Consider the following 12,666-nt stretch of genomic DNA (forward strand, 5'->3'; position numbering starts at 1 on the left):
GGGGTGGGCGTCGTCGGTGCGGCGGCGGCGGCGCTGCCGTGGGGGTGCTCCGCTCCGCGGATGAACACCGGACGACAGTGGGCTCCCCCGCGCGGCGTCGGCGCGCGGGGGAGCCCACTGTCGTCCGGTGTTCATCCGCGGAGCGGAGCACCGGCACGTCCGGGTCGCCGTGCCGGTCCTCCGAGCAGGCGCGGCGCCGGCTACCACAGCGCCGCCCGCCCGTGCACGGGGTGGCCCCGGAGGCGCGGCTCGCCTGGGATGGAGGGGAGCGGCCCGATCCGGGTGCCGCGGACGGAGGAGCCATGCCCGACCAGTACACGTTCACGAACCCCGCCACCCAGTACCCGGATGTGACTCCGCCGGTCCAGCAGCAGCCCGAGCCCGGGCTGCAGTCGCGGATGACCCCGGTGCCGGACCTCGGCGAGGAGAGCTACCGCGGCACCGGCCGGCTCGCGGGCCGCCGCGCGCTCATCACGGGAGCCGACTCCGGGATCGGCGCAGCCGTGGCCATCGCCTTCGCCCGCGAGGGGGCCGACGTCGCCCTCGCCTACCTCCCGAGCGAGGAGGAGGACGCGCAGCACGTGATCGGGCTGATCCGTGCGGAGGGACGCACCGCCGTGCCGATCCCCGGCGATCTCACGAGTGCCGAGTACTGCACGCGGCTCGTGGCGGAGGCGGTCGAGGGCCTCGGCGGGCTCGACGCGGTGGTCAACGTGGCCGGCAAGCAGATCTGGAAGGAGGACCTGCTCGACATCACCGACGAGCAGTTCGAGGCGACCTTCGCGGTCAACGTCTTCGCTCCGTTCCGGATCATCCGCGCGGCCCTCCCGCACCTGCCCGCGGGCGCCACGATCATCAACACGGCGTCGGCGGAGGCGCACAAGCCCGCCCCCGACCGACTCGACTACGCGATGACGAAGGGCGCGATCAACAACCTCTCGAAGGGCCTCGCGCAGCAGCTCGCCGCGAAGGGCATCCGCGTGAACGTCGTGGCGCCCGGCCCGACGTGGACCGCCCTGCAGGTGAGCGGCGGCGTCGACCCCGAGAGCCTGCCCGACTTCGGCTCCAGCGAGTCGCCGATGGGCCGTGCCGCGCAGCCCGCCGAGCAGGCCCCGGCCTACGTGTTCCTGGCGTCCGCCGAGTCGAGCTTCGTCGCCGGCGAGACCCTCAACGTGAACGGCGGCATGGTCTCGCCCTGACGCGCCGCGGCGCCGCCGCTCGCTGCTGTGCCGCCGAGCCGCCTCCCTCCTGCGCGAGACACGGGCTCGCGTCAACCCTCTCCCGAGCGGCGGGGGGAGCGAGGTGCCATGGAGGGACCACCGCGAAGGAGCACCATGAGCACCACGACCGTCCTCCCCATCGAGACCTACTCCGACGAGCAGGGCTGGCACAACCGCATCGCCCACGCCCGCGTCCCGCTGAGCCACCACGAGTCGCGCCAGGAGGCGGAGGAGGTCGGCGAGGAGATCGCCGAGCAGCGCGGCGGGGAGCACGTCGTCCTCGGCTGACGGCCGGCGCGGGGCGCGGCATGCGGTGCCAGGCCGGGGAACGCGCCCGGCCCGCAGGCGCCCGCTCCGCAGACGCCCCGTCCCGCGCGTGTAGCGCCCTCGACCCCGCCCGGTCAACCTTCTCGACCTCCCGGCCCCCTCCTCCCTAGCGTGGCCCGTCGTGCTCGCTCCCGAGCGCGCGACGAGAGGACGACATGGCCACCACGAGCGACGCCCCCGCGACCGGAGAGGCCGGCGGCACCTCCCTGCGCCGCCGCATCACCGGCCCGCTGCTCTACTTCTTCATCCTCGGCGACGTCCTCGGCGCGGGCATCTACGCCCTCATGGGCACGCTCTCGGCGGAGGTCGGCGGCGCCGTCTGGATGCCCCTCCTGCTCGCGCTCGGCCTCGCGCTGCTGACCGCCGGCTCCTATGCCGAGCTGGTGACCAAGTACCCGAAGGCGGGAGGCGCGGCGGTGTTCGCGCAGCGGGCGTTCAAGCGCCCGATCGTCTCGTTCCTGGTCGGCTTCGCCATGCTCGCGGCCGGAGTGACCAGCGCGGCCGGTCTGTCGCTCGCGTTCGCCGGCGACTACCTCGGCACCTTCCTCGACGTGCCGACCGTGCCGACGGCCATCGTCTTCCTGATCCTCGTCGCGTGCCTCAACGCGCGGGGCGTCGCGGAGTCGCTGCTCAGCAACACGGTGATGACCGTGATCGAGGTCGGCGGCCTGCTGATCGTGATCGGATGCGTCGCGCTGCTCGTGGCGGGCGGAGGCGGCGACCTCGCCCGCACGGTCGAGCTCAGCTCCGAGCAGGCGCCGGCGCTGGCGGTGCTCGGCGCGGCGATCATCGCGTACTACTCCTTCGTCGGCTTCGAGACCTCGGCCAACATCGCCGAGGAGATCCGCGACCCCAGCCGCATCTACCCGCGCGCGCTGTTCGGCTCGCTGCTGACGGCCGGTGCGGTGTACGTCCTGGTCGGCCTCGCGAGCTCGATCGCGCTGCCCGCCGACGAGCTGTCCGGATCCTCCGCCCCGCTGCTCGACGTCGTGACGGCGAGCGGAGCCGGGGTGCCGGCGTGGCTGTTCAGCCTGATCGCGCTCGTCGCGGTCGCCAACGGAGCGCTGCTGACCATGATCATGGCGAGCCGCGTCACCTACGGCATGGCGAAGGACGGCCTCCTCCCGGACGTGCTCGGCCGGGTGCTGCCGAAGCGCCGCACGCCGTGGGTGGCCATCGCGGTGACCACGCTGGCGGCATGCCTCCTGACCCTGGTCGGCGATCTGGCGACCCTCGCCGAGACCGTGGTGCTGCTCCTCCTGCTGGTGTTCATCAGCACGAACGTCTCGGTGCTCGTGCTGCGGCGCGACAAGGTCGAGCACGACCACTTCCGCGTGTGGACGGCGATCCCCGTGCTCGGCATCGCCTCGTGCGTGCTGCTCCTCAGCCAGCAGGACCCGATCGTCTGGCTCTACGCCGGGATCCTCCTCGTGGTCGGAGTCCTCGTGCACCTGGCGACCCGCCGCTCGTCCCGCCGCACCGCCTGATCCGCTGACGGTCCCGGCGGGGCCGCCGCTCCGCCGGACCGTCCCTCCCGACCGCCGCGCTCTCCCCGCGACCGGTCAAGCCCCTGGGCGGACGGCCGTCCGGGGCGTGGGATGGGGGGAACGGAAGGAGCACGAATGACCGACACACCCTCCCGCGAGGAGCTGCCGCTCCCCGACTGGAACGACATCCCGCTCGGCACGCTCGCGGAGCGCATCCGCCCGCTCGACGAGGCCGGCCTCGGCGCGCTGCTCGCCTACGAGGAGGCGCACGGGCACCGCCTGCCGGTGACGACGATCCTGCACTCGCGCCTCGAGCAGCTGCGCGGGGGAGCGGAGCCGGCAGGCAGCGTGCCGGAGTCGCTGCCCGAGGTGTCCCGCTCGTCGTCCGGATCGCCGGTCTCACCGGCGACGTCCGGTCCGCCGATCAACCCGCCCTCGCACGGAGTGCCGACGAACCCGGCTCAGCCGCGCTGACGGCGGCGGGCGGAGTCGCGGTCGCGCCGGCTCCGCTCCCGCCGCGCGCTGCTCAGGGCCTGCCCAGCGCGCACGGGCAGACTGTGCGGAGCCGATGACGGCGACCGGACGAGGGAGCAGTACCCGGAACGCGACAAGACTGACTCGTAGGAGCTGTCATGTCCTGGATCGTCCTCATCCTCTCCGGTGTCCTCGAGGCCGTGTGGGCCACCGCCCTCGGCAAGTCGGAGGGGTTCACCCGGCTCGGCCCGTCGGTCGTCTTCGGAGTCGGCGTCGTCGCGAGCATGGCCGGCCTCGCCTACGCGATGCGCGAGCTGCCCACCGGCACCGCGTACGCGGTCTGGGTCGGGATCGGCGCTTCGCTGACCGTCCTCTACGGCATGTTCTTCGGCGGCGAGGGCTTCTCGCTCGTGCGCACGCTGCTGGTCCTCGGGATCGTCGGCTGCGTCGTCGGCCTGAAGCTCGTGCACTGACCTGGCGACTGTCCGCCCCTCCGCGAGAGGCCGCTCCCGGACGCGACACGCCGACAGAGGCCTGCCGAACTGGCATCTCGCCGAGGGTCCGAGGCCGGTGGTTGCAGGACGCCGCGCGTTCCACCTAGGCTCGGCGCATCAGGGGAGAACGATCGTTCTACGGTTCTCCCCGCCCCCCAAGGAGGACTCATGCCCACTCGTACCGCACGCACCGCCTGGAACGGCTCGCTCGAGACCGGCGAGGGCCAGGTCGAGCTCTCGAGCTCGAAGATCGGCACCTACGACGTCTCGTTCCCCAAGCGCGCCGCCGACGACGCCAACGGCTCGACCAGCCCCGAGGAGCTCCTCGCGGCCGCCCACTCCGCCTGCTACGCGATGCAGTTCTCGGCCGTCCTCGGCCAGGCCGGCGGCACCGTCGAGGCGCTCGACGTCCGCGCCGAGGTCTCGCTCGGCCCGGACTCGGCCGGCGGATTCAAGCTCACCGGCATCAAGCTCATCGTGAGCGGCGAGGTCTCCGGCATCGACGAGGCCGCCTTCCTCAAGGCCGCCGACGAGGCCAAGGAGACCTGCCCCGTCAGCAAGGCGCTCACCGGAGTCGACATCACGCTCGACGCCACCTTCGAGGGCTGAGCCCCTCCGCACGTCCGTAGCACCCCGTCGCGTATCGCGGCGGGGTGCTCGTGCGTCCGGCGCGGCGTATCGAGACCCCCGCCCCCCACCGGCCGCCCGGCGCCCCCTGTCGTCAGACCGCCGCCGGCGCGTAGCGGAAGCCGGCGCCGAGGTGCTCCTCCGGCAGCCGGTCGCCGCGGCCGTGCAGCTTCTGGCGGAGGCTCCCCTCGACGTACTCCTCCGGGTACGCGCCGCGGCGGCGCAGCTCCGGCACGATGAACTCCACCACGTCCTCGAAGGTGCCGGGCGTGATCGCGTAGGCGAGGTTGAACCCGTCCACGTCGGTCTCCTCGACCCACTCCTGCAGGTGGTCGGCGACCTCTGCGGGCGAGCCGACGACGAACGGGCCGAGCCCGCCGATCACGCTGAGCTTGGCGATGTCGCGGACCTTCCACTCCGAGCCGTCCTCGTTCGCCTCCTGGAAGTTGGCGACGGCCGACTGGATCGCGTTGCTCTTCACGTTGCCGATCGGCTCGTCGAGGTCGTACTGCGACAGGTCGATGCCCATCCAGCCCGACATGAAGACCAGCGCCCCCTCCTCGCTCCCGTAGGAGAGGTAGTCGCGGTGCTTCTCGTGCGCGGCCTCGCTGGTCTCGGCGGTGATGATCGTCAGCAGCGTGTAGATCTTCGCGGAGTAGCGGTCGCGGCCGGCCGCCTCGAGGGCGTCGCGGATGCGCGAGACGGTCGCCTTCAGGCCGGCCTTCGTCGAGGACGCGACGAAGATCGCCTCCGCGTTGCCCGCCGCGAAGCGGATGCCGCGCGGCGACGCTCCCGCCTGGTAGATGACGGGGGTCCGCTGCACCGACGGCTCCGAGAGGTGGATGCCGGGGACGGTGAAGTTCTTGCCGCGGTGCCCGATCTCGTGCACCTTCGCCGGGTCGGTGAACACGCCGGACTCGCGGTCGCGGACGACCGCGTCGTCCTCCCACGACCCCTCCCACAGCTTGTAGAGCACCTCGAGGTACTCGTCGGCGACGTCGTAGCGGTCGTCGTGCTCGAGCTGGTCCTCGTGGCCCATGTTGCGGGCGGCGCTGGGGAGGTAGCCGGTGACGACGTTCCAGCCCACGCGGCCCTTCGTCAGGTGGTCGAGCGTCGACATGCGCCGCGCGAACGGGTACGGGTGCTCGTAGGCGGTGCCCGCGGTGATGCCGAAGCCGAGGTGCTCGGTCGCGGCGGCCATCGCCGAGACGAGGAGGATCGGGTCGTTGACGGGGACCTGCGCGCCGTGGCGGATCGCCGCCTCGTTCGAGCCGCCGTAGACGTCGTAGGTGCCGAGCACGTCGGCGATGAAGATGCCGTCGAACGTGCCGCGCTCGAGCAGCTTCGCCAGGTCGGTCCAGTACGAGAGGTCCTTGTACCGCCAGGACTGGTCCTGGGGGTGGCGCCACATGCCCGAGGACTGGTGGGCGACGCAGTTCATGTCGAAGGCGTTGAAGCGGATCTGGCGGGTCATGGAGTCGATAGTGCCCAGCGGAGCAGCGAACGGGTACCGAGCGCGACGCACGGCGTCACAAAGCGGCGCCCGTCGAGGCGCCCGGCAGGTCTGGGTGGTCGGCGACGTCCTCGACGAGCTGGCCGACCTCGAGGACCGCATCGGCAGCGCGATGATCGAGAGTCGGAACGGGTGATGCGCCGGGGCGCACCGCCCCCGTCCGCAGACCGGCCGGCGCCTCCTCCTACGCCAGCTCGCGCCCCAGGAAGCGCACGTGCTCGCCGATCTGGAACGCCTCGCCGCCCTCGTGGCCGTTGAAGGGGTAGACCCGGATCTCGCGGGGTCCGGCGTAGCGGTTGTAGGAGGCGTAGACGGTGGACGGCGGGCAGATGTCGTCGCGGAGTGCGACTGAGAACAGCGCGCGGGACTGCGCGTAGGGGGCGAAGGAGGTGCCGTCGAAGTACGAGAGGGTGTCGAACACGCGCGCCTCGGCGCCGCGGTGGGTGTGCAGGTACTGCACGATCTCGCCGTACGGCATCGTGTCGACGAGCCGCACGGCGTGCGGGATGTGGGAGAGGAACGGCACGTCGACGATCGCGGCGCGCGCCGACTCCGACTCGCCGAGCAGGCCCAGGATCCCCGTGACGGCCAGGGCGATCCCGCCTCCCTGGCTGCCGCCCGAGACGGCCACGCGGGAGGCGTCGACCGCGGGGTGCGCACGCAGCACATCGAGCGCTCGGACGGCGTCCGTGAAGACGCGGCGGTAGAAGTGCTCCGCGGGCGACTCGATGCCCTGCGTCATGAAGCCGGAGACGTGCGGCCCGCTGCCGACCGGGTCGGGGGTCGCTCCGGAGCGGTGCCCGGACCCCTGGCCGCGGGTGTCCATGACCAGGTGCGCGTAGCCGGCGGCCGACATCGCGGTCCACTCCGCGAGCTGCCCGCGGCCGCCTCCGTAGCCGATGAAGGTCACGAGCCCGGGGAGGGGCCCCTCGACGCCGCGGGGGAGGATCAGCCACGCGCGGATCGGGTGGCCGCCGAAGCCGGAGTAGGTGACGTCGAAGGTGTCGAGCAGTCCGAAGCCGGCGTCGACCCGCTCGAGGCGCGGCTCGGTCGCGACGGCCCTCGCCTCGGCGATCGTGTCGCGCCAGAACTCGGCGAACCCGGCGGGCTCGGCGATCTCGGGGGCGTACTGCTCGAGGAGGTCGAGCGGGAGGTCGTACTGCGGCATCACGGACTCCTTCTCGGGCAGCGGCGCCCGAGGATCGAGGCTACTGGAGGGACGGGCCGACCTGGGTGCGGCGTGGGAGAACGCCGCAGAGCGGAATGCCTGGGCACCCTCCGCGTTCTCCTCAGCATGACGACGTACGGAATCATCGGAGCAGGCAACATCGGCAGCCAGGTCGCACGGGCGGTCATCGCCCTCGGGGACGAGGTGGTCATCGCGAACTCGCGCGGCCCCGAGACCCTCGCCGACCTCATCGCGGAGCTCGGCCCGAAGGCCCGCGCCGCCACGGCACAGGAGGCGGCCGAGGCCGCCGAGATCGCCGTGGTGACGGTACCGCTGAAGAACCTCGAGGAGGTGCCGGTCGCCCCGCTCGCCGGCAAGATCGTCCTCGACACGAACAACTACTACTTCGAGCGCGACGGCCGCATCGAGGCGCTCGACAAGGGCGAGACCACGACCAGCGAGATGCTCCAGCACCACCTCCCGGAGTCGAAGGTCGTCAAGGCGTTCAACCACATCATGGCCGCCGACATCACCACCGACGGCACCCCGGCCGGCACGCCCGACCGCCGCGCTCTCGCGACGTCGAGCGACTACCCCGAGGCGATCCACTTCGTGACCGACCTCTACGACCGGATCGGCTTCGACACCGTCGCGATCACGCCGCTGAGCGAGTCGTGGCGGGTCGAGCGCGACCGCCCCGCCTACGTGGTGCGGCAGAACCGCGAGGAGCTCGAGGCCAACCTCGCGAAGGCTCCCCGCACGGTCTGATCCAGCCTCTCGAAGGGGAGCGGTGCTGCGGCGCCGCTCCCCTTCTGCCTGTCCGGACGGCGTCGGAGGCGCGCCCGGGACGGCCCCTCGGCGCTCGCCGCCGCCGGGCCTGCGATAGTCGAGAGGACCAGCCACGCACCAGAGAGCCCCGATCGGGCTCCGAGAGGAGAGGCCTGCCATGCCCTCGACACCCCGTTCCGTTCCGTCCCGCTCCGGGCTCTCGCGCCGCAGCGTCGTGATCGGCGGTCTCGCGGTGCTCCCGCTGCTCAGCGCCTGCACGCCCGACTCCTCCGCTCCGGACGACGCTCAGCAGGAGGCGCCCCGCACCCGCACCGCGGCTCCGAGCGGGCCGGTGGCGCTCGCCCCGGACGCGCTCGCCGCGAGTGCGGCCCTGTTCGCTGCGGCTCCGCTGGTCGTCCTGGTCGAGGACGTCGCCGAGTCGCGCCTGCGCGCCGCCCAGGTGAGCATCGCCTGGGGCGTGCCGCTGCTGGTTTGCTCGGCGGGATCCGGAGCGACGGCCGCCCCGACCGCGGACGCCGCGGCCGCGGGATCCACGGCTTCCGAGACGCCGTCCGACTCCGCGACGCCGTCGGACTCGGCGACGCCGTCCGACTCCGCGACCCCGTCCGTCGCTCCGTCCTCCACCGCTCCGACCTCCGACGCCCTCGCCGCCGAGTTCGCCCGCCTCGGCGTGACCCGCGTGCTCGCGATCGGCGACGTCACCGCGCCCGAGGGCGTCGACGTCGTCGCCTCCGCCTCCGACGCGGCCGCCCTCAGCACCGCGTCCGGCCTGACCGTGACGGACCTGGCGCTCGCCGACCTCGCCGCCGCCGCGCCGTCCACCGCCTCCGACGCTCCCTTCGGCGCCCTCCCGGCCCGGGCCGACGCCCTGACCGGCCTGCACGCCCTCGCCCGCGCGCAGGACGCCGACGTCGCCGCACTGGCGACCGCCCGCGCGGCCGGCGTGCCCGTCACCGTGGTCGACGGCGACGACCTGCTCGCCTCGGGCGGAGCCGTGACCGCGATCGCCGAGGCCGACGCCTCCTGCACGCTGCTGCTCGGCCCCGTGCTCGCCGCGCAACCCGAGCCCGAGTGGGCCGTGCGCGCGGCCGCGAGCGGCTGGCAGCTGCCGGGCGGCGGGCAGCGGATGTTCGGCGGGCACCTCTTCGTCGCGATCTACGGCACTCCGGGCGCTCCCGTCCTCGGCGTGCTGGGGGAGCAGGGCCTCGAGCCCACGATCGCGCGGGCGGAGGCGGTGGCCGAGCCGTACCGGGCGCTCACCGACAAGCAGGTCGTGCCGAGCCTCGAGATCATCACCACGGTCGCGGCGGGCGACCCCGGGAAGGACGGCGACTACTCCAACGAGCTCGACGCCGCCGACATCCGCCCCTACATCGACGCGGCGCAGGCGGCGGGGATGTACGTGGTGCTCGACCTGCAGTCGGGGCTGACCGACTTCCTCACCCAGGCCAAGCAGTACGCGGACCTGCTGACGCTGCCCAACGTCGGCCTCGCGCTCGACCCGGAGTGGCGCCTGCTGCCCGGCCAGAAGCCGCTGGAGCAGATCGGGCGCGTCTCGGCCGCCGAGGTCGACAGCGTGTCGGAGTGGCTGGCCGACCTGGTGCAGAGCGAGGGGCTGCCGCCGAAGATGTTCGTGCTGCACCAGTTCCGGCTGTCGATGCTGCAGGACCGCGACAGCATCCGCCGCGACCGGCCCGAGCTGGAGTTCCTCATCCACGTCGACGGCCAGGGCTCGCAGCCCGACAAGCAGGCGACCTGGGACGCGCTGCACGAGGGCGCCCCCGAGGGCATCGGCTGGGGCTGGAAGAACTTCTACGACGAGGACGCGCCCATGCTCACCCCCGTCGAGACCATGGCCGAGGTCCGCCCCCTCCCCGACCTCGTCACCTACCAGTAGGCGGATCCCGAGGGCGGGCGTCAGCGGCGCAGGAGCTCGCCGGAGACGACGCCCGCCTCGACCTCCTCGAGGGCACGGCCGCGGGTCTCCGGCACGCGCTTCCAGATGAAGGCGAGCGCGAGCAGGCCGACGGCGCCGAACAGGAAGAACGTTCCGGTGATGCCGACGCCGGAGACGAGGGTGGGGAAGAACAGGCCGAGCACCGCGTTCGTGATCCAGTGGCAGAAGATCGCGATGCCGACGCCGACGCCGCGGATCCGCAGCGGGAAGATCTCGGACAGCATCACCCAGGTGACGATGTTGAGGAACGTCTGCATGCTCCCCACGAACGCGACGACCAGCACCAGGATCACGTACGGCCGCGCCGGGTTCCCCACGGGGAGCGCGACGGAGGCGATGCCGATCAGGAAGTGCATCGCGGTGGTCAGGGAGTAGCCGAGCAGGAGGGTCGTGCGGCGGTTCATCGTCTGCATGAGCCGCAGCCCGATCAGGCCGCCGATCACGGCGATCGCCCCGGGCGCGATGTTGGCGACGAGCGCGCCGTCGTGGTCGAAGCCCGCCTCCTTCAGCACCGACTGGCCGTAGTACATGATCGAGTTGATGCCGGTGAGCTGCTGGGCGACCCCGATCCCGATGCCCACCAGCAGGATGCGCACCGCCCAGCGCTCGCGCAGCGCCTGCAGCAGGGGGATCCTCGGGCCGTCCTTCGCGCCGATCGAGCGGGCGATGGTCTCCGCCTCCGCGTGGGCCCGGTCGGGCGTCCGGATGGTGGTGAGCACGCCGAGCGCCTCGTCGCGGCGGCCGTGCGCGATCAGCCAGCGCGGCGACTCCGGGACCCGGGTCATGCCCAGCAGGAGCGCTGCGGCGGGGAGCGCGGCGACGGCGAGCATGATCCGCCAGACGCCGGGCAGCTCGCCCCAGACGGTGCCGATGACGGCGTTGGCCACGAAGGCGGCGAGCTGGCCGATCACGATCATCAGCTCGTTGCGGCCGGCGAGCGATCCGCGGATCTCGGAGGGGGAGATCTCGGAGAGGTAGATCGGCACGACCACCGAGGCGCCGCCGACGGCCAGTCCGAGGACTGCCCGCCCGAGGACCATCACGCCGAAGCCCGGCGCCACCACGCAGACCAGGGCGCCGACGAGGAAGAGCACGGCGAGCAGGCGGATCGTGGTCCGCCTCCCGAGGGCGTCGGCGAGGCGTCCGCCCGAGATCGCGCCGATCGCGGCGGCGAAGAGGAGCGAGCTGGTGACGACCCCCTCTGTCAGCGCGGTGAGGCCCAGCTCGGCCGACATCGGCTCCAGGGCGCCGTTGATGACGCCGGTGTCGTAGCCGAAGAGGAGGCCGCCGAGGGTCGCGATGAGCGCGATGAGGCCGAGACGCCGAGTCGGCGCCTCCAGGGAGGTGGTGGTCATCCGCTCACTCTGACGCATGGCCGCGCGGTGAGCGAACCCTGGACCGTCGGGGGAACCCGGTGTAGCGGGTCCCCTCGACGGCCCGGGGCCCCTCGGCGGCAGGGAGGGGGGAGGGAGCGTGCGGAGGGGGTCCTCAGGAGGAGACGCGCGCGCCCTCGCGCAGGCCCTCCTCCTTGGCCTGCTGCACCAGGGCGGCGATGCGGCGGCGCGAGCGCGAGCGCCCGGCGAGCAGCGCCGCGAGGATGAGGGCGACGCCGAGGATCACGAGCAGCTGCGGGACCGGCACGGCGGCGACCGTGATCGACTCCGTCACGGGAGCGGTGGCGACCGGCTCCTGATCGGCGGCGGCGACGGTCGGTGCGATGGTCAGGTCGGCACCGACTCCGAAGAGGGGCCAGATGCCGTCGAGCTGCACCGAGACGCTGCGCCGGTCGCCGGGCAGCAGCTCCTGCTGGGGCGCGTCGGCCGCGACGACGGGGGCGGTGGCGCCCTGGGCGCTCGCCGTGCCGTCGAGCAGCAGGCGCACGTTGCCGGTGTTCACCACGTCGGCGACGAGCGAGAGGGAGCCGGGCTGCAACGGGTTCCAGGAGAGGCGGTAGTCGCTGGCCAGGTCCTCGACGGAGAAGGAGGGGGTCACCTCGCCGGTCACGCGGGTCATCACGCGGAAGCCGATGCGGCTCTCCACTCCGACGTTCGCACCTCCCGCCTCGGTGCCCTGCGAGAGCACGGAGGCGGCGATGCCGGCGGCGTGGTCGCCGGGGGTGGCGTTGTCGGGGACCGTCACGGTGAACGGCACCACGCCGCTGCTGCCCGGATCGACGGTCACGGTCTCGGGGGCGGAGATCCACAGCCCGGCGTCGACCGACTCCTGGTCGGAGTTCAGCATGTTGAAGCGGCCGGTGTCGGTGAAGTAGCCGTCGGCGCTGGTGATGCTGAAGGTCACGGGCTGGTCGCTGAGGTTCCGCACGACCGCCTCGTCCGAGGCGCTCGCGCCGGGGGCGAGCTCGAGCTCGACCCACGCGCGCTTGTCGGGGACGCCGTCGGTGGAGGGGCTGACCGCCCAGGTGATCGCTCCGTCGGCCGCGACGGCCTGCGGAGCGACGCCCGCGCCGAGGAGGGCGACGATCAGCGCGAGCAGCGCGGGGAGGAGCGGGCGGCGGGGAGCGGCGGAGCGGCGCGGAGCAGTCATCAGAACCTCATGGTCGCACGGGGGAAGCACGACGCGGCCGGGCGGGCGGGCCCGGCCGCGTCGGCC

The 12,666-nt window shown here is 73.0% G+C and carries 13 protein-coding genes and 1 riboswitch; of the genes, 9 read left to right on the forward strand and 4 right to left on the reverse strand.

Features of this window, described 5'->3' with window-relative positions:
• The first annotated feature begins 302 nt into the window (after positions 1-302).
• The 6 genes from C5D50_RS05385 (at position 303) to C5D50_RS05410 (ending at position 4,611) form a co-directional block, all read left to right on the forward strand.
• Positions 303-1,199, forward strand: coding sequence for an SDR family oxidoreductase (locus C5D50_RS05385; RefSeq protein ID WP_104227027.1), 897 nt, complete (start codon positions 303-305; stop codon positions 1,197-1,199).
• Between the two features lie 135 nt (positions 1,200-1,334).
• Positions 1,335-1,508 carry a DUF2188 domain-containing protein gene (locus tag C5D50_RS05390; RefSeq protein ID WP_159940661.1) on the forward strand — a complete coding sequence of 58 codons (174 nt, stop codon included), beginning with the start codon at positions 1,335-1,337 and terminating at the stop codon, positions 1,506-1,508.
• A gap of 194 nt (positions 1,509-1,702) precedes the next feature.
• Entirely contained in the window at positions 1,703-3,034 is a 1,332-nt protein-coding gene (locus C5D50_RS05395) for an APC family permease (RefSeq protein WP_104234327.1), read from the forward strand.
• A gap of 135 nt (positions 3,035-3,169) precedes the next feature.
• Entirely contained in the window at positions 3,170-3,508 is a 339-nt protein-coding gene (locus tag C5D50_RS05400) for a hypothetical protein (protein ID WP_104257715.1), read from the forward strand.
• Between the two features lie 85 nt (positions 3,509-3,593).
• A riboswitch (guanidine-III (ykkC-III) riboswitch) is annotated at positions 3,594-3,657 on the forward strand.
• 9 nt (positions 3,658-3,666) lie between these two features.
• Positions 3,667-3,981 carry a multidrug efflux SMR transporter gene (locus C5D50_RS05405; RefSeq protein WP_104222377.1) on the forward strand — a complete coding sequence of 105 codons (315 nt, stop codon included), beginning with the start codon at positions 3,667-3,669 and terminating at the stop codon, positions 3,979-3,981.
• Positions 3,982-4,170: 189 nt separating this feature from the next.
• On the forward strand, positions 4,171-4,611 hold the full coding sequence (locus tag C5D50_RS05410; RefSeq protein WP_104282974.1) for an OsmC family peroxiredoxin: 441 nt from the start codon (positions 4,171-4,173) through the stop codon (positions 4,609-4,611).
• A 112-nt stretch (positions 4,612-4,723) separates the two neighbouring features.
• Here C5D50_RS05410 and C5D50_RS05415 read toward each other — a convergent pair whose 3' ends face one another.
• The gene (locus C5D50_RS05415) at positions 4,724-6,103 is read right to left on the reverse strand and encodes an LLM class flavin-dependent oxidoreductase (protein ID WP_104247810.1); all 1,380 of its coding nucleotides are present in this window, start codon (positions 6,101-6,103) and stop codon (positions 4,724-4,726) included.
• Between the two features lie 10 nt (positions 6,104-6,113).
• On the opposite strand from C5D50_RS05415, the gene C5D50_RS16540 reads away from it, so the two are divergent.
• Positions 6,114-6,278 (forward strand): hypothetical protein, encoded by a 165-nt coding sequence (locus C5D50_RS16540; RefSeq protein ID WP_181137303.1) that lies wholly within the window; start codon positions 6,114-6,116, stop codon positions 6,276-6,278.
• A 48-nt stretch (positions 6,279-6,326) separates the two neighbouring features.
• On the opposite strand, the gene C5D50_RS05420 is transcribed toward C5D50_RS16540, so the two are convergent.
• Positions 6,327-7,310 carry an acetylxylan esterase gene (locus C5D50_RS05420; protein ID WP_104282975.1) on the reverse strand — a complete coding sequence of 328 codons (984 nt, stop codon included), beginning with the start codon at positions 7,308-7,310 and terminating at the stop codon, positions 6,327-6,329.
• Between the two features lie 126 nt (positions 7,311-7,436).
• Between C5D50_RS05420 and C5D50_RS05425 the strand changes: the two genes are divergently transcribed.
• Together C5D50_RS05425 and C5D50_RS05430 are read left to right on the forward strand one after the other, a co-directional pair.
• Entirely contained in the window at positions 7,437-8,078 is a 642-nt protein-coding gene (locus C5D50_RS05425) for an NADPH-dependent F420 reductase (protein ID WP_104282976.1), read from the forward strand.
• A gap of 178 nt (positions 8,079-8,256) precedes the next feature.
• Positions 8,257-9,996 carry a hypothetical protein gene (locus C5D50_RS05430; RefSeq protein ID WP_104282977.1) on the forward strand — a complete coding sequence of 580 codons (1,740 nt, stop codon included), beginning with the start codon at positions 8,257-8,259 and terminating at the stop codon, positions 9,994-9,996.
• Positions 9,997-10,016: 20 nt separating this feature from the next.
• Here C5D50_RS05430 and C5D50_RS05435 read toward each other — a convergent pair whose 3' ends face one another.
• Together C5D50_RS05435 and C5D50_RS05440 are read right to left on the reverse strand one after the other, a co-directional pair.
• Entirely contained in the window at positions 10,017-11,411 is a 1,395-nt protein-coding gene (locus C5D50_RS05435) for a sugar porter family MFS transporter (RefSeq protein WP_258068411.1), read from the reverse strand.
• Positions 11,412-11,544: 133 nt separating this feature from the next.
• A complete protein-coding gene (locus tag C5D50_RS05440; protein WP_104282979.1) occupies positions 11,545-12,600 on the reverse strand; it encodes a WxL protein peptidoglycan domain-containing protein in 1,056 nt (351 codons plus the stop codon).
• Positions 12,601-12,666: the final 66 nt, after the last annotated feature.

Origin of the sequence: Rathayibacter sp. RFBD1, assembly GCF_002932915.1 — a bacterium.
Taxonomy (GTDB): domain Bacteria; phylum Actinomycetota; class Actinomycetes; order Actinomycetales; family Microbacteriaceae; genus Rathayibacter.